The sequence below is a fragment of the Magnetococcales bacterium genome, from assembly GCA_015228935.1.
Lineage (GTDB): Bacteria > Pseudomonadota > Magnetococcia > Magnetococcales > DC0425bin3 > HA3dbin3.
Genome location: JADGCO010000002.1, coordinates 37,477 through 54,846, shown reverse-complemented (window position 1 = coordinate 54,846; position 17,370 = coordinate 37,477). Strand labels below are relative to the sequence as shown.

Annotated in this window: 14 protein-coding genes; 7 read left to right on the top strand and 7 right to left on the bottom strand. The window is 52.7% G+C overall.

Features of this window, described 5'->3' with window-relative positions; genetic code table 11:
- Positions 1-158: 158 nt before the first annotated feature.
- Genes HQL65_01485 through ndk form a run of 4 tightly spaced genes read right to left on the bottom strand, consistent with a single transcriptional unit; the run spans position 159 to position 4,938 of the window.
- Positions 159-2,984 (bottom strand): ParA family protein, encoded by a 2,826-nt coding sequence (locus HQL65_01485; protein MBF0134885.1) that lies wholly within the window; start codon positions 2,982-2,984, stop codon positions 159-161.
- Complete coding sequence (locus tag HQL65_01480; protein MBF0134884.1) at positions 2,981-3,421, bottom strand: hypothetical protein; 441 nt, start codon at positions 3,419-3,421, stop codon at positions 2,981-2,983. The genes HQL65_01485 and HQL65_01480 overlap by 4 nt, the downstream gene beginning before the upstream one ends.
- Positions 3,418-4,503: a 23S rRNA (adenine(2503)-C(2))-methyltransferase RlmN gene (gene rlmN / locus HQL65_01475; GenBank protein ID MBF0134883.1), complete on the bottom strand. Its 1,086-nt coding sequence runs from the start codon at positions 4,501-4,503 to the stop codon at positions 3,418-3,420. The genes HQL65_01480 and rlmN overlap by 4 nt, the downstream gene beginning before the upstream one ends.
- A gap of 9 nt (positions 4,504-4,512) precedes the next feature.
- Positions 4,513-4,938: a nucleoside-diphosphate kinase gene (ndk, locus tag HQL65_01470; protein MBF0134882.1), complete on the bottom strand. Its 426-nt coding sequence runs from the start codon at positions 4,936-4,938 to the stop codon at positions 4,513-4,515.
- Positions 4,939-5,351: 413 nt separating this feature from the next.
- On the opposite strand from ndk, the gene HQL65_01465 reads away from it, so the two are divergent.
- Complete coding sequence (locus HQL65_01465; protein ID MBF0134881.1) at positions 5,352-6,335, top strand: hypothetical protein; 984 nt, start codon at positions 5,352-5,354, stop codon at positions 6,333-6,335.
- A 92-nt stretch (positions 6,336-6,427) separates the two neighbouring features.
- Here the strand turns inward: HQL65_01465 and HQL65_01460 are convergent, their stop codons facing one another.
- Positions 6,428-8,104: a hypothetical protein gene (locus tag HQL65_01460; GenBank protein MBF0134880.1), complete on the bottom strand. Its 1,677-nt coding sequence runs from the start codon at positions 8,102-8,104 to the stop codon at positions 6,428-6,430.
- A 95-nt stretch (positions 8,105-8,199) separates the two neighbouring features.
- Here HQL65_01460 and HQL65_01455 point away from each other — a divergent pair, with 95 nt between their 5' ends.
- The 5 genes from HQL65_01455 (at position 8,200) to HQL65_01435 (ending at position 15,211) form a co-directional block, all read left to right on the top strand.
- The gene (locus HQL65_01455; GenBank protein MBF0134879.1) at positions 8,200-9,231 is read left to right on the top strand and encodes an ABC transporter permease; all 1,032 of its coding nucleotides are present in this window, start codon (positions 8,200-8,202) and stop codon (positions 9,229-9,231) included.
- A 122-nt stretch (positions 9,232-9,353) separates the two neighbouring features.
- Positions 9,354-10,955, top strand: coding sequence for an ABC transporter ATP-binding protein (locus HQL65_01450; GenBank protein ID MBF0134878.1), 1,602 nt, complete (start codon positions 9,354-9,356; stop codon positions 10,953-10,955).
- 469 nt (positions 10,956-11,424) lie between these two features.
- Positions 11,425-13,149 (top strand): diguanylate cyclase, encoded by a 1,725-nt coding sequence (locus HQL65_01445; GenBank protein MBF0134877.1) that lies wholly within the window; start codon positions 11,425-11,427, stop codon positions 13,147-13,149.
- A 238-nt stretch (positions 13,150-13,387) separates the two neighbouring features.
- Entirely contained in the window at positions 13,388-14,119 is a 732-nt protein-coding gene (locus tag HQL65_01440) for a hypothetical protein (GenBank protein ID MBF0134876.1), read from the top strand.
- Positions 14,120-14,539: 420 nt separating this feature from the next.
- Positions 14,540-15,211 (top strand): DUF4351 domain-containing protein, encoded by a 672-nt coding sequence (locus HQL65_01435; protein ID MBF0134875.1) that lies wholly within the window; start codon positions 14,540-14,542, stop codon positions 15,209-15,211.
- Between the two features lie 45 nt (positions 15,212-15,256).
- On the opposite strand, the gene map is transcribed toward HQL65_01435, so the two are convergent.
- Together map and HQL65_01425 are read right to left on the bottom strand one after the other, a co-directional pair.
- The gene (gene map / locus HQL65_01430) at positions 15,257-16,015 is read right to left on the bottom strand and encodes a type I methionyl aminopeptidase (protein ID MBF0134874.1); all 759 of its coding nucleotides are present in this window, start codon (positions 16,013-16,015) and stop codon (positions 15,257-15,259) included.
- Between the two features lie 86 nt (positions 16,016-16,101).
- A complete protein-coding gene (locus HQL65_01425) occupies positions 16,102-16,287 on the bottom strand; it encodes a hypothetical protein (GenBank protein MBF0134873.1) in 186 nt (61 codons plus the stop codon).
- 271 nt (positions 16,288-16,558) lie between these two features.
- Here HQL65_01425 and HQL65_01420 point away from each other — a divergent pair, with 271 nt between their 5' ends.
- The gene (locus HQL65_01420; protein MBF0134872.1) at positions 16,559-17,365 is read left to right on the top strand and encodes a 7-cyano-7-deazaguanine synthase; all 807 of its coding nucleotides are present in this window, start codon (positions 16,559-16,561) and stop codon (positions 17,363-17,365) included.
- The last annotated feature ends 5 nt before the right edge of the window (positions 17,366-17,370 follow it).

Below are 17,370 nucleotides of genomic sequence, written 5' to 3'. Positions count from 1 at the left end.
AGAACCCCCTGCCTGAACGATAGAAGAATCTGGCAACTAGAGCAAGTGCCAAAAGCAACATGACGACAACGCCACCATATATCTGCCATAAATATCGTTCAAACGAGCGCACGGATGCTTCTTCTCCATGCAGTCACCTCCACGAAAACAGGATATGGTCAGAATCGCGACAGATTGCGCGCCTGCCGCATCAGGGAGATAATCTTCGGTTTAGCTTTCGTATTGCGATCGATGCCCAGACCATGACGAAATATTTCCGGGAAGTGGTATATTCCTTCACGATTGTCAAAGAAAACGACGCCATTTTCTTCCATCATTTCAATATCATTTTTTTCCAATCCAATCCTGGCCAAAGCCTCGAACCTGCAAGGAGTCGAAAATCTGTTTTCGTGTTGACGACTTTCTCGGATTTTTTGAAATATTTTGTTCAGAACAATATTTTCCTCCCCAATTTCCTGAACTTTTGCCTCTCCGCAAGATGACAGGGCATCACGCATGGCCGATGGTGACAGGAGTCGATCCGTGGTTTTGGTATTGCCGATCGATTTGTTGGCGGCCTGTTGGAGAAAGCGAACAATATCACGAGCCTGGATACGTCCACGCAAATCAGCGAGGGAAGAAAGAACCCATTCGTTCGACCTGGGTTCCCTTGAATTTTCATTGCCCAGTTTCATTCCCCACAAGGCAGTCAAGTGACGCGCCTGATCACCTTCCAATAATTGGGCAAAACCATTTTTCCAGATCCCAGGGATTGCGCCAGAGTGTTCCGTGACCCAGGCAGCCAGTTCCATGGCTTCCGCCCAGCGCCATTGTAGGGCATAGTTGCGGTATTTATCGATGAATTGGGTACGATTTTGCGGAATGGCATGCACCACGATGTCCTGACGGACAAACACGATCAATCCCAGTAGCGTGTCATGTTGTTGTCGCAACCAGTTGGGTACCTCCTGGAGCAGGGAGCGCAAGGCGGTCTGTTGGCGGGGATCGGAACTGAAATCGACAAATGCCTCTTCGAGACCATCCACGATGGCAATCAGAAACTGTTTTTTTTCGTGGAGAAATTTCAGGAGTTTCTCACCCTCCCCTTTCTGGCCAGGATTGATGCCCATTACCCAGGCCATGGCATCGATCCAGAACGTTCGCCACTGCCAGATGTCCGGCGAGGATGACAGGAAACGACTGATTTCAGGTGCCAATTCAAAAGAAATTACACCAGGATCGGTCAGGCCGATCTGCGTGCGGCATTTTATTCTTATGTTCTGCAATTCCGTCATGTTGTCAGAGTTTTTGTTCCAGAGAAGCGGCAAAAACATGGCATCCAAACCGGGTTTTGATTTTTTCTTGATATTGTGGAAAAAATTGCCCCAGGTTCCACACTTGGCCAGATTCAGGTAGGTATAGGTCTTTCCAGCCCCCTTGGCCCCGATGACCACGGTGACAGGCAATTTGGCTGCATGATCGATGGCCAGTTTTTCAAGGGGTTGGATGGCAAGAAAATTGACATTCTGATCATTTATGTTGGATCTTCCTTCGGCGGTAATCAAGCTTCCTGCATAATCTCCCAATTTTTTACGGCTTTCTTCAATGTTGGGGGGACCAAGAGGTGTTTTACCCTTTTTTTGGGCACGCCCTGCCGATTTTGGCAACCACAATTCAAGATCTTTCCATAAAGTATCCGGAATATTGGCCTGTTTGATGGATGCCATGGCACCATCCCAATCATCGGGAAGGATGGCCAACAAGGGATTATAGGGAATCAAGGCCCGGACAAACCCCTCATCAAGCTCGGATAGAATCAGTGGCTGTTCATTTTCGGTTGCCGGAGGTGGAGACATAAAAGATTCCGCCAACATTTGGTCAAACTTATCCAGAATGGATGCCAGCATTCCTTTCTCTTGATCCAAGGTTCGTACCTGGGCAAAAATATCAAGGGGAAGTTGATTCAATATCAAACCGGGTAATTTACTCTCTGGCCATTGATTGGTCCGGGCCATGCGTCCCATTTGTTGCAACAAAAGCCTGGTACCCTGGATTGCCTGCCCGGAGGCATTGACAACCAGCAAACGATGCACACGCGGATCCAATAAAAGAAATGCCGACAGTTCGGAAAGCCCGGCCCGCAAATCCACAATAACGACATCGACCCCAAGCATCTTGCCAAGCCTGGCCAATGTTTCCGTGAAGAAAAACGGTGGATGGGAGACACTGGATACCAGATGCTCTGGACGTATTTCCAGTGAAACCATGCGCTTCATATTGCGAAAACCGGGCAGGACAAATATTCCATCCAATTCCTGGGACTGGACATAGTGATGCGCCGTGGTCAGGACACCCTCTCCCTTCACATCAGGATCGGCATGCACCATGTTGATCAGATCCGACAGGGAATACAGGGGATCCCCCAGTCGTTTTGAATAGAGAAAACTGATACCGGGTGCCTCGAAATCGGCATCGATCAACAATACCTTTTTTTTCCTGGATGCGTAGGCCTGCGCCAATCCCAGGGCACACATGGTACGTCCCACACCACCCTTGAAGGAGTGAAACAACACCAACGGCGGAAGCTCGGGTGGTAAGTCCGGTGGGAAAGGCGTGAACGTTTTATGAAAACGAACAATTCCCGGCGGTGAAAATTGAGCCCGAATCAATCCTCTCTTCCATTCCTGTTCTTCTTCGTGCGAAAGTTCTTCTAAAACAACTGACAATTGATCTCCGTCAGGGGTTCCTGTCGTCAAGATTATGCGACGCGAATTGTGATCCCATCGATCAGAGAAACATTTTTCCAACCACTGAAAAACGTCATTCTCGTTTGTGCCTTTGGCAACACCCAGTTGCAGACCATCCCAATAAGCCTGGGCGTAGATCAATCCGTCAGGAGGTGGCGGAGGAGGATCATCCACATTTTGCACATCCTCAGCCTGGTAGGATTCCCAAAGCCAACGTGAAATATCAACCCAACTGAACAACGAGCCGTGTCCAATCATTGCCTGTTTATCCTGTTGCCAATGATATGATTGATATGATCAAGCCATTGCAAAATTTCCGATTCATTCTTTTTCTCGACTTCCAGACCATACCGCCAAGCCAGATGCACATCCCAGGAATCGGTTTGAGTGTGTGTATATCCATTTTCTTGAAGAAAAAGTTTTTTTGGACATGGCGGCAACTTGCCATCCGTGGCTGTCATCCTGAGTTTTTTGACAATATCCGGAAGCTTGTGTGTATAAAGAAGATTGTTTTTATTATCAGGGCATTGAACAGGTTCCTGGCGAAGGAGCAAATGTTTGAGTCCACATTCGACAGCATAAAATAAAAGCAACCTGGATGAAGGTTCAGGCATTCCATTCAATTTGGAAGAACTGCTCAATGTCTTCCAACTCTTTTTAAGGTTGAAATATTTACATTTATCAATTCTGATCATGATTGATCCTGGATCTGGTCGGGACAGGCATGACTCCGTGGTCGTGTTCCCGGGAGTTGACCTTTCAATTGGCCACAGGCCGCCGCAATGTCGGCTCCACGACTCTCCCGGATGACGGTGACATATCCGGCCTGGTGGAGAATTTCCTGAAACCGGGTCACGACTTCCGGTGCTGATGGCACGTAGGGGACACCTGACCAGGGATTGAAGGGAATCAGATTGATTTTGGACGGAATATCCCGGAGATAACGGGCCATTTCCCGGGCATCTTCCGGGGAGTCATTGACCCCGGCGAGCATGACATACTCCCAGGTGATGCGGCGGGTGCTTTTCAGGGGATAATCCAGAAGTGCCTGCCGTAAGGCGGCCAAGTCATATTTGCGGTTCAAGGGTACCAGTTCATTGCGCAGCTCATCGCGCACCGCATGAAGCGAAATGGCCAGATTGACCCCCAGGTCGTGACCGACTGCGTGCAGACGCGGCACCACACCAGCCGTGGAAAGAGTGATTTTGCGGGTCCCGATGGCCACGCCCGAGTCGTCCATGAGGATACGGACCGCCTTGGCAACTGCGTCATAATTATACAGCGGCTCCCCCATGCCCATGAGGACAATATTGGTCAGCCTCCGGTCCCGGGCAGCCAGATCCTGTCGGCAAAAGAGAACCTGTTCGACAATTTCCGCTGCGGTCAGATTGCGGGCAAAGCCCTGGGCACCGGTATGACAGAATGGACAGTTCAGGGAACACCCGGCCTGCGAGGAGATGCACAAGGTTCCCCGCCCCTCTTCCGGGATGAAGACCGTTTCGATGACCTGACCATCCTGAAGCCGGAGCAGCCATTTTTCTGTGCCATCGGTGGCGGTTTGATGGGCCACCGGTTCCGGTCGCAAGGGGCCGCAGACTTGGGCCAGACGGGCGCGAAAGTCCCTGGAAAGATCGGTCATGGCGTCCCAGTCGGACGCCAGACGCACATACAGCCAGGACCAGAGCTGCCGAACCCGATAGGGTTTTTCGCCCCATCCCAACACGAGTTCGGACAGTTCCGTCCGGGATAGACCAGTCAAACGGATGGGATCATCCATCACATCCGCCTAGCGGGGGCAAATCTCCAGATTGTTGAAAAAGAAGGCCATTTCCTGGGCTGCGGTTTCCGGGGCATCGGAGCCATGCACGGCATTGGCCGAGACATCACTGGCAAAGTCGGCGCGAATGGTTCCGGGGGCCGCTTTTTTCGGATCGGTGGCTCCCATGACTTCGCGGTTTTTCTTGATGGCGTTTTCACCTTCCAATATCTGGGCCACGATGGGACCGGAACACATGTAGGCCACCAGCTCATCATAGAATGGCCGCCCCTTGTGAACGGCATAGAAGGCACCGGCCTGGGCAGGGGATAAATGCACCATGCGGGAGGCCACGATCCGCAGACCGGCGGCCTCGAAACGCGCCACGATCTGGCCAATGACGTTTTTCGCCACGGCATCCGGTTTGATGATGGAAAAGGTGCGCTCAATTGCCATGAATTTTCTCCTGATCAGGTTTGAAATGGTCGCAAAAACGGCCAACAAGCCACGTCTGGCCGTGTGCAGGAGGGTAACAAAGCCATCTCCGCAGGCCAAGGCATTCCATTGCAAACCAGGAGAATCGTGTCATTTTCCCTTTGCACCACGTTGAGTTGTTCATTTATCATACCTGGAAGAAGGATCATACAGAAATCCGCATCCCTGACTCAGAGGCTGTCTAATAACATGTAAATTTCAAAAAAACGAATGAAAAACTGGGATGGAGGTCCAGGGGGAAGGGCTGTGCCCTTCCTCCTGGCGGGGTTTGGGGCGGAGCCCCAATAAAATCTTCCTTTCCAATTTTTTTTATCCGAGGGTAAATAAACAGCCTCTAAGACATTTTCGAAAAATCACAGCAAGGAGAACACTGCATGAGACAATTTACCGGAGCGCTGGCTCTGATGATCGTCGGCGTCACGGCCGTTCCCGCAAGTGCCGGCTCCTGGTACGGAGGGGAATTTTCGGCAGAAGTCATGATGACCGGCAAGGACAGCCCCGCCAACCAGGCGACAGGTCGGCTCTTTGTCGGCAAAAATCGCATTCGCGCCGAAGGATCACATCGGGGTCAGGAAAAAGCGGTGATCATCGATGCCGCCAATCACAAGGCGTGGACCCTCATGCCCGCCAGCAAACAATATTATGAAGGGGTCAGCGATGCCCCGGTTCCTCCGGAACCGGATGTCAAGCCCCTGCCATCCGATCCAGACAGCCCCTGCAATACCAATGCCGCCCAGGTCAAATGTACCAAGGTCGGCATGGACAATACCGCTGGCGTTCCGGCGGAAAAATGGACCGTTACCCGTTCTGTCCAGGGTCGCTCCATGCAAATGACCATGTGGATCGACATGCAACGCCGCATCATCGTCCGCCAGGAAGCACAGGATGGTCCGGTCATGGAACGTCGTTTCAAGGGCATGGAAGATGTCGGTGGACGGGCGGCTGAAAAGTGGGAGTTTTCCGAATCCTTCCGGGGCCAGACCGCCACCTACACGCAGTGGATCGATGCCCGCTTGCGGGTTCCTGTCCGCGTCAGTGGTGACCAGAAATATGTCCTGGAAATGCGCAATATCCAGGAAGGTCCGCAGCCTGATACCCTTTTCCAACTCCCGGCGGATTATCAGCAGGTGGCTCCTCCAAAAGCGCAGCAGGGTCAGGGTTCGGCCATGCCGGCAGCCAACGAGCCGGTTACCCAGGCGGGTCCCCCAGCCGGTCATCCCCAAAACATTGAAAACAGGTTCAATACTCCGAGTGGTGGTGGCATCGGTGGTGGCAATGACCGGTTTGCTCCGCCGGCAGGCATGGGCAATCGTTTTCCCGCCCCGCCCATGGGGAATGACCGTTTTCCGCCCCGCTGATCAGGGACAAATCACCCGAATAAGCAAAAATGCCAAGCGTCCGAGAGGCGCTTGGCATTTTTGTTTCGGATCCGTTTATCCTGGCGAGGGGGTCATTTGTCCTTCATGACGGTGATACCGTTCCAATCTTCCGGGGGAGGATTTTCTGCAAAGTTTTGACACCGTTTCAAGAGCATGCTGGCCGGTTGGTCTTGTGGATTTTCGCGCAGACAGTGTTCGAACACTCTGGCAGCCGGCTGCCATTTCTGGTCGAGATACAGTGCCATTCCCTCGTTGTGGCGCTCAACGAATTGCCTGATTGCAGGCGACACCCTCTCCTGTTCTTCAATCAGTTCATGGATGCGAATCCCGGTCTGCTTGCCTTTGACGGCAACGACATCCAGAAAGCGGGTCACCATGCTGTCATAAACCCTGGCCCGGGTGGTTTCGCTCAGGATGATACGGGTTCCGTAATATTTATTGAGGCTTTCCAGACGACTGGCCAGATTGACGGTATCCCCGATGGCCGTATAGCTCAGGCGATCCTTGTACCCCATGTTGCCGACAATCACTTCCCCACTGCACAAACCCATGCGGGTGACAAACTGCGGATAACCTTTTTGGGAACATTCAGGGGCCATGGTTGCCAAAAAGCGTTGACACGCCAGGGCGGCCCGGCAACCGTTCAGCTCATGGGTCGGCAAGGGACCGGGTGCCCCCCAGAAGGCCATGATGGCATCACCGATGAATTTATCCACCGTTCCCTGATGTTGCAAGATGGTACTGGTCATGCCTTCAAAATAAACTCCCAATCGTTCCGACAACACTTCAGGAGACAACTGTTCAGAGATTGTGGTAAACCCGGCAATATCGGAAAAAAACACTGTCAAATCCTTCTTTTCCGCTTCAAGAACAGCCTCCTTGCGCAAGAGTATCAATTCTGCCACCAACTCTGCGGGCACATATTTTTTGAAGGAACGCAGACTGTTTTTCATGTTGATGACCGCAGACTGCATCGTATTGATTTCCCTGACATGGGATTTGATGTCAAACGCATGATCCAAATCAAATTTCTGGATGCGGGACATGTCCTGTTCCAGGAGCAGGAGTGGTTTGCTGATCCTCTTTGAGAATAGCAGTCCGAGGATGCTTGCGATCAGGATTGACACAACAACGATGAAATACATGGTGTTGAGGTAATCTTTTTCGTGTGAGATGATCTTTGACGCATTGATATCAACACCCAAAACGGCTTCCAGTGAGCCGTCCTTGTTGAATATGGGCGCATAGCTGGACAGAAATGTTCCCCATTGATCGGTATTGAAATCCTTCTCGACAATAATCCGATAAGGTTTTTCGAAGGCTGACAGCATGGCCGGGGTTGCCTTGTCATAAACATCTCCGACATGGCTCACGAGGTCAGGCGACTCTTCCGCATCCACGATAAAAACAATCTGCCCCGCCGAATTTTTCCGAAACGTATATATGTACCGGACATTGCTTGTCACATTGCGGATTCTTTTCAATTGGTGACGCACCGTCTGATAGGCTGCGGAGGTTTCATCCTGGCGCTCACGGATGGTGGCGTGCAATTGGGGATCAACCAGCAAGGCACCAATGGCCGAGGCTTCGTACATGCAGTGGCGAAACTCCTCCTTGGCAGAGGTGCGAACCATCAGGTGGGTCGTCACCCCAAACAGCAGAAGCGTCAGCAGAGCCAACCCGACAAAGGCACTTCCCAAACTCCACCGGAGGGTCAAGTTGAGTTGCTTGGGATTCGCTGGTTGCATGTTGTTCTCCGCCTGAAATGTTCCTGATGGTCACAAACCTGTCAGGGCAAAAAAGATACCTGCTTTATGGGACAAGGAGTCGTTATAATGATGCCATGCGTATCTGGAACCCTGCACCATTGACCCGCCACCGCTGGCGACTTTTCAAAAAACATCGCCGGGGATTCGTTTCCCTCTGGATTTTCGGCATTTTGTTTGGTCTGTCGCTGGTGGCCGAGGTTCTTTCCAACGACAAGCCGCTGCTTGTGCGTTATCAGGGAAGTTGGCTGGTTCCCCTGGTCGTGACCTATCCCGAAACCCGTTTTGGCGGATTTTTGGATTCCGAGGCGGATTATCGGGATCCTTTCATCCTGGAGCAACTGAAATCCTATCCCAATCGGGTGATTTTTCCGCCGAATCCTCACAGCCATCAATCCATCAATACGCAATTGACCCGGCCTTCCCCGTCTCCTCCCTCCCGGGACAATTATCTGGGTACCGATGATCGGGGTCGTGATGTCCTGGCCCGACTCCTGTATGGATTCCGGCTGTCGGTGTTGTTTGCCCTCGGATTGACGTGCATCGGGGTGGTGTTGGGCACGGTGGCCGGGGCGATCCAGGGTTATTTTGGTGGACGGGTGGATCTGTTTTTTCAGAGGTTCATCGAAATCTGGGGCAGCATGCCCGAATTGTATCTATTGATTATTTTTGCCAGTATATTCACGCCGAGTCTGGCCTTGTTGCTGGTATTGCTCTCCCTGTTCGGGTGGATTGGCTTGGCGGACTATGTCCGGGCCGAATTTTTGCGGTCACGCAACATGGTTTATGTCAAGGCGGCGCGGGCCATGGGGGCATCGGACCCGGCCATCATGTGGCGACACTTGTTGCCCAATGCCTTGACGCCGGTCATCACCTTTCTGCCCTTTCGCATCTCCGAGGCGTTCATGGCCTTGACCAGTCTGGATTTTCTGGGACTGGGCGTTCCTCCCTCCACGCCGAGTCTGGGAGAGCTTCTGCGGCAGGGCAAGGAAAACATCGATGCCTGGTGGCTTTCTCTCTCCACCTTCATGGTTCTGGTCGTGGTTTTGTTGCTGCTCAATTTTATTGGTGAGGCCCTGCGGGATGCCATGGACCCGCGCCGGGAATAGGGTCAGGTATCCTTTGGCAGCGTACCGGGATGAACGAGGTTTGCATGGCGGGATGCCATGGACCCGCGCCGGGAATAGGGTCAGGTATCCTTTGGCAGCGTACCGGGATGAACGAGGTTTGCATGCACCGGCCTTTGTTGGAAGTTCAGGATCTGGCAGTCCATTTTGTAACCGGTCCCGAGACCGTGGCGGCTCTGGATGGCGTTTCGTTTCATGTTGATCCCGGCGAAACCCTGGCCCTGGTGGGGGAATCGGGGAGTGGCAAGACCATGGCGGCCCTGGCCATTCTGGGCTTGCTGCCGGCGGGGGCACGACGCACGGCCAAAACCCTGTCGTTTGCTGGTGACTCCCTGTTGAAGCTGGACGAAGATGCCCAACGCCGGCTGCGCGGCAATGCCGTGGCCATGGTTTTTCAGGAGCCAATGACTGCCCTCAACCCGGTATATCCAATCGGTCGCCAACTGGCCGAACCATTGATCCAGCATCAGGGCTTGACAGAAAACAATGTGCGTCAACGGGCCGTTGCATTGCTGGAACGTACAGGTATTCCCGATCCGCCACGGATCCTGAATGCCTATCCCCACCAACTTTCCGGGGGCCAACGACAACGGGTGATGATTGCCATGGCCCTGGCTTGCCGACCGGCTCTGTTGATTGCCGATGAGCCGACCACGGCGTTGGATGTGACCATCCAGGCGCAAATTCTCGATCTTTTGCGTGATTTGCAGCAGGAGATGGGCATGGCCCTGTTGTTGATCACCCATGATCTGCCCATGGTGCAGCGCATGGCGGATCGGGTGTGTGTCATGCGGGCCGGCAAAGTGCTGGAAAGCGCTGCCACCCACACCTTGTTCCAGCATCCCAAGCACCCGTATACCCAAACACTTTTGGAAAGTCTTCCCGCGACACAATCTCCTTCGCGTCCCCCGGCATCGACCGTGCTTTACGAAGCCCGGGGGGTATATTGTCACTTTCCGGTTCGCCAGGGGGTGTTGCGGCGCGTGGTGGCGCAGGTCAAGGCCGTGGATGCCGTGGATGTCACCTTGCGGCGGGGAGAAACCCTGGGTGTGGTCGGGGAGTCGGGGAGCGGTAAAACCACTTTGGGCGAGACTTTGCTGCGCCTGAACGAGGGGGGAGGGGAACTCCGTTTTGCCGGTCAGGATCTCGGACGCATGCGGCGACAGGAATTGCGTCCACTGCGTCGTCGCATCCAGGTGGTGTTTCAGGATCCGGTCTCATCGCTCTCCCCACGTCTGACCATCGCCCAAAGTCTTGAAGAAGGCCTGAAAATTCATCGCATCGAAGCCGATCCCGGTCGCCGCCGCCGCCGCATCGTCACCATGCTGGATGAGGTTGGTCTGCCGGAAACCATTCTGGATCGGTATCCCCATCAATTTTCTGGCGGGCAGCGCCAGCGTCTGGCCATTGCCCGAGCCATGGTTCTCAAACCGGATCTGCTGGTTCTGGACGAACCCACCAGTGCCCTTGATCTTTCGGTCCAGGCCCAGATATTAAAATTATTATTGCGTCTTCAGGTCGATTACAATCTGGCATATTTATTTATTTCCCATGATTTACGAGTCATTCGCGCCATGTCCCACGATGTGGCCGTGATGTGGCGCGGTCGCATCGTCGAATACGCGCCAACCCAAAAAATTTTCGCCCATCCGGAACACGCCTATACCCGGGAACTGCTGGCTGCCGCGCTGCATATGAGTGATTGAATATATTGAATTTAAATGTAAACCTAAACAGGTGGATCGACCCGATCATGGATAAAGACCATGAATACAGGGAAGTTGTTGCAAAAGAGCCTCTGCCCCATGATGCAACAGCAGAGGGGATATGGGGAAGATTATGGTATTCAGACATGTGCCGGGCAGACTGACAGGAGACGGTGCGGGCCGGTCGGGAGGTTTCCCCCTGGTCCGAGTCAGAAAAATTGATGCAAGTCAAGAATTAAAAAGAGCCTGAATTCTTTAATAATCATTTTATTTTCTTGCCCTTGAGGCTGAAAATTTCCTAACATCCCGAAAAACGAAGTCGCTTCCCCACATGGGGTCGTGGAGGAAATGACAATCGGGGCTTGCCAGTATTCAGAGATTTTCGGGGGGAATTGTGAATGAAAAGAATGACCATTAAACATGGTGTGCTGCCCTGTGCGCATCATCTGTCATTTCGGATGGTGATGTCATGAGGCTCAGATTGACAATCGGCCACAAAATCCTGCTCGCCATTGGTCTGGTATCTGCGGTCATTTTGACGGGAATATCCAGTTTCTACCTGGAACATGAGCGCAAAAACATCTTGAGACAAAATCAGCGTGCCCGCACCGAACAGGTCCAGGGTGTGGTCAACGGGCTGAAAGCCATCATGATTCCCGGTTTTGCCTCCATTGCCCAGTCCTATGCCGAACAGTTGCGCAAGGTGCCGGGCATGGTGGATTTTCGCATCATGCGCCTGGATGGCCGACAGGCCTTTCTGGATAATGAAACCATCGAGGATGTCAATTGGCGACGTGGCAAGGACATATTTCCCCTGCAAGAGGAAAGGGGAAAGCGGCATCAAATCCTGTCCAAAAACAATCCAAATCTGGTGCGTGCCTTGGCTGAAAAGCGGCAGGTTTTCTACGAGGAACGCGGCGAAGAGAACGAACTTTTGCAAACCATCCTGATTCCCATTGTCAATGAACGTGAATGCCATTTATGCCACGATCCGGACCAACCGCTTCGTGGTGTCGTCAAAATGACCACCTCTCTGGCCCAAGTGGATGAGGCCATCGCCGATGCCCAACGCCGGGCGGGAATGATTCTGCTCACGTCATTGACTCTCTTGTTGATGGTCGTGTTTGTCCTGATTCGCCGGTCGGTGATCAAACCGATTCAGGAAGTGGAGCGGGCCATGAGTCGGGTGGCAGCGGGAGATTTGTCGTTTCAGGTGCCTGTCGTGAGCCATGACGAGTTGGGCGACATGGCCAAAAATTTCAATATCATGGTGGATCAGTTGCTGCGCACGTATACCGGTTTTCAGGCCGAACGCAACAAGCTTTCCACCATCATCCTCAGCGCCCGGGAAGGGATCATCGTCACCGATCAACATGAACATATTGTCCTGGTCAATCCGGCAGCGGAACGATTTCTGGGCAAGACCTCCGAGCAGATCGTTCAGGGGGGATTTTTGCATTTCATGGATGATCCCGACTATGTGCAACAATTGGTCGTTAGCGGTGGAGCGGGTATGCCCGAAACCGTGGTTTATAATCAACTCGTGTTGAGCATTCATGCCGCCCGTATCTGTTCTCCCGGGGGAGATGTCATCGGTTCTGCGGCCCTGATTCGCGACGTGACAGAGGAAAAAAAGCTGGAAGAAAAACTGCGTCATTTGTCCTATACCGACAAATTGACCGGTCTGTTCAATCGTCGGCGCATGGAAGAGCTGATGGCCGTCGAGTTTGATCGTGCCCAGCGCTATGGCTTGTCATTAAGCTACCTCTTGTTGGACGTTGACCATTTCAAACGCTTCAATGACCAGCATGGGCATGACATGGGCGACCGTGTCTTGCAAATGGTGGGCAGGTGCATGTTGAACTTTTTCCGCAAATCCGATTTTCCCTGTCGTTATGGCGGTGAGGAGTTTTGTGTCATTCTGACCAACATACCCAATACAGCCAATGATCGGGGATTCTGTCAGGTGGCAGAACGGCTGCGCAAAACCATAGAGGAGATGGTCATCGATGGCTTGCAGGTCACGGTCAGTATCGGGGTGTCCATCATGACAAACCGTGAATTTCCGGACGTGCCATCCATGATCAAGGCCGCCGATAATGCATTGTATCGGGCAAAAAAATTGGGACGCAATCGGGTCGTCCTGGCCAACACTCTGGATACACAATCGGAGGAAGAAAACAAGACGGGATAGCATCGTTGATCTGCTATTCAGCCTTCCCATTCAAAACGTTTGAAAAACTGGGATGGGGGTCCAGGGGGAAGCGGCTCTGCCCTTCCCCCTGGCGGGGTTTGGGGCGGAGCCCCAACAAAGTTTTTTATATCAAATCCTTTTTTTTGCAAGTGTTCTGAATAGATACTAAAAAACAACGAGTTGGCATTGCTTGCTTGTTGGCAGCATGGTGGCAGCCGATATTTTGAAAGGGGATATCATGAAAAAAAACCACGTCGTCATGGGTATGGTGTTGGGGGCTGTATTCGGATTGGCCATGAAATCTCTCTGGGCAGGGTCTGACGAATTGACCGAGCCATATTTGTTGGCATTGGGTGGCCGCCTGTATGACGACTGGAGCGTGACCCTGAACATCAAACCGCCCAAAACCACCCATCCAGCCTATCCGGCAACCGGTACCAAAAAGGGCATGGTGACTTGGCGGTGCAAGGAGTGTCATGGTTGGGATTATCTGGGCAAGGATGGCCGGTTTGCCAAGGGCGAGCATGCCACGGGGATTCGAGGCATACAGGCCTGGCAAGGACGGGATCCAGCCGATGTGGTGGCCCTGCTGAGAAAGCCAACTCACGGCTATACCCCGGAAATGTTTCCCGACGACGCTGCATATGCCCTGGGTCTGTTTGTCGCCAAGGGACAGATTGACATGACAAAGTTTATTGACGACCAGGGCAAGGCCAGGGGAGACCCAAAACGGGGCATCCAGGTTTATCAAACCATCTGTGCGTTTTGTCACGGCATGGATGGCAAAAAAATCAATTTTGGCACCGACAAGGAACCGGAACATTTGGGAACAGCCGCCCGGGAAAATCCCTGGGAAGTGATCCATAAAATGCGTAACGGCCAACCCGGCAAGGAAATGATCTCCCTGCGCATGCTTCCCGAGTTGGAACCGGCCCATATTTTGTCGTATGAGCAGACGTTGCCGGAATAAACTGCCCCTGGTCAGGTTGTCGCAATCGTCATCTTTCCTGTTGGTCTGGTCCAGATATGGATCACGTTCAGCGGGTGGGCGCGGCTTTTTTCCTGACTTTGCAGCGTGCCTGTCGGACAGATTTCATTGGACTGAAAGGATAAAATCCTGGATAATGGGAATGAAGCCATCTGCTGGCATTGTCTGGCTGGCGAAACGCTGAAAGTCTTTCTGGAACCAGTCGGCATCGAGGTGCTTTCAGAGGTCCAGGTCGTCATGGCTCCACCCAAGGCGGATCTGGTCCTGATTCGAAAACAAGGTGGCGATTGGACAGATGCGCAACGTTTGCGCCTGGCAGACGGGTTGAGAGACCTCCAGGCAGACCATATTCTGGCTGAATTGAAGATGACCGAAAGCCTGAATGAGGATACCCTGTCCAGGTTGACGGTGTACGACACCCTGTACCTGGAAACTGCGCGATTGAAAAGAGGTCAATTGCGCAGTGTCATGATCAGTTCCAAAACGCCCAGGCAGGAATTTCTCCAAAGATATGTATTCAAGCCGGTTGGTCCAGACGGCGTTTATGAAACCGAGCCACTTTGGGGCGGTGTTCTTCGGTTGATCCTTTTGAACGAATTGGCAGATGAAGCTCATAATGCCGCGTTAAAATGTTTCGCAAGTCGCCAGAAAGAGCGTAAAAAAGCGTTTGAAACAATCAAACGTACCGGGTTGTTCAGACTTTCTGAGGAATTCAGTCGGATTACTGTCGGTTTATGGAGATTGCAGATGAAAGGTTCATTGAACAGTCCAGAGATGGAAAGAATCACGATAAAGCAGGTTGCGCAACTTGGCAAAGAGTGGCTTGAATGTATGGCAGATGCCACACCTACCGAAGAACTTTTTTCCCTGCTGAAGTTGGATCATCGATTGGTGCAAGAACGTCAGGAAAGCAGAGCCACAATGCTGACACATCTCCTGCAACGTCGCTTTGGCACGATACCTGACTGGGCCAGAGAAAAAGTTGTCAAGGCTGATGTCTCAACCTTGGAGGTGTGGAGTCTTAGAATCTTTGATGCCCAATCCCTGGACGATATTTTTTCGGACAAGGTGTGACAAAGACGGGTGCCTGAGAAAATGCAGGCAGAAAACTGCACGCAGTTACACAGGTTCATCTGCCAAGGTCAGGATTTCCACACCTTCCGAGGTGACCAGGACGGTATGCTCAAACTGGGCTGAGAGGGAGTGATCCTTGGTGACCACGGTCCATTTATCGGGCAGGAGTTTGATGGCTGCCCGGCCCAGGTTGATCATGGGTTCGATGGTGAAAATCATGCCTTCTCTCAGGATGGGTCCCTCGCCCCGGGTTCCATAATGGAGGACGGCGGGTTCTTCATGAAACGCCCTGCCAATGCCATGACCGCAATATTCCCGCACAACGGAACAGCGATGTGATTTGGCCAGGCTTTCTATGGCGGCTCCGATGTCACCCAAATGCGCTCCGGGACGTACAACCCCGATGCCAACCTCCAGGCACGCCCGTGCCACCTGGATGATTTTTTCTGCCTTGGTACTGACGTGTCCCACTGGAAATGTCCGGCTGGTGTCGCCATGAAACCCGTTCAGACAGGTGGTGATATCCACATTGACAATATCACCCTCCCTCAGGAGACGCTCACCCGGAATGCCATGACATACCTGCTGATTGATCGAGGTACAGATTGATTTTGGAAAACCGCGATAGTTCAGTGGCGATGGCGTGGCTCCGTGCTGCACGATATAGGCATGGCAAATATCGTTGAGTTCATCGGTGGAGATATCCGGACGCACATGATCGGCAATCATGTTCAGGGTCGCAGCCGCCAGACGGCAGGTGGCTCGCATGGCCGCAATCTCTGCGGGTGTCTTGATCTGAATCATCGACTGCGCCTCTTTCCATTCGTTCCATATGTCCGGCCATGAGCGTTATTGATCCGGAACAACGGATCGTCAAATCCGGTACCCTATCACGCTTGGTGACAGACCATATCACATTTCAAATCCGGCACCCCATCACGCTTGGTGACAGACCATATCACACTCTCCGGCATGGCGACCATGGTATCAAAATGTATCTGGATATCCGCATCTGCTTCCTGGCGACCATGGGCCACGGAGACGATCCGGATCGTCGGAAAAATTCTTTTGGCCATGATCATTTTGTTCCTCCAGATTTGCCGCACAGGGGCATGACACCACCAGAACAACCTCTGCCGCAAAAAGTTTATTGACAAACGTTGTCCAGAATGGCGAGAATGGTAAACCGGACGCATATTCACAGCCGGACGAACGATTTCCTGTGCCATTCCGGACCGTCCGTGTGATGTTTGGCATTGGGAAGATGAACACATAAATCAATTACATGTGCTGTAAAATGACTGTCCGGCAGGGATCATGGCGGGAGGAAGGGGGCGGAAAACGATGGTGGCAGGTTCTCTTGAAAACACCCATACTTTCGGAGTGTCATCCGCCCGTCGGCAATCCGTGGAGTGGCAGGAAGTGCCTGCTGAAGAGAGAAAACGACCCAAAGCCGGGAGCGGCAGGGCACTGGTCATGTTGTCCGGCGGGGAGAACAGCACCATTGCGCTTTTCTGGGCTTTGCATCGCTTTTCCAGGATTGCGGCCCTGACCTTCAACCATGCTCACGACCACCCGTTGCAACTGGAAAGTGCCTGTAAAATTGCGGATATGGCCAAAATTCCCCTTGAAATCATTCCCATGGGTACCCTGCTTCAGGGGTTCGAACCTGTCCTGACCGCCAAAGCCGGGGAAGCCAAAAAAAACACGGGTCACAACTTGGCAACGCCCTGTCAGGAAAAAATGTTTATTCCGGGACGCCATCTCTTGTATTTTGCCCTGGCTGCAAACAGGGCCGGTATCATGAAGCATACTCATCTGGTTGTCGGGGCCAGTCGGGAAAGTATTGCGGGTTATCCAGAGTGTCAGATGGCGTTTATCCGGCAGATGACCAAAACCATCTCGGCCGGGCTGGGACGCAAGATCAAGATTCACGCCCCCCTCATCCATATGGACAAAGCAGGTGCCATCCTGTTTGGCAGTCGTTTTCCCGAATGCATGACAGCCATGCAATATACCCACACCTGCTGCAAAGACCATCATCCACCCTGCGGCACATGTCCAGCCTGTCTCTCGCGCCGTCGGGGATTTGTCATGGCCGGAGTGGAGGATCCTCTGTGTGCAACGGAACATTTTTTGCCGAAGATTATTTGAACCTC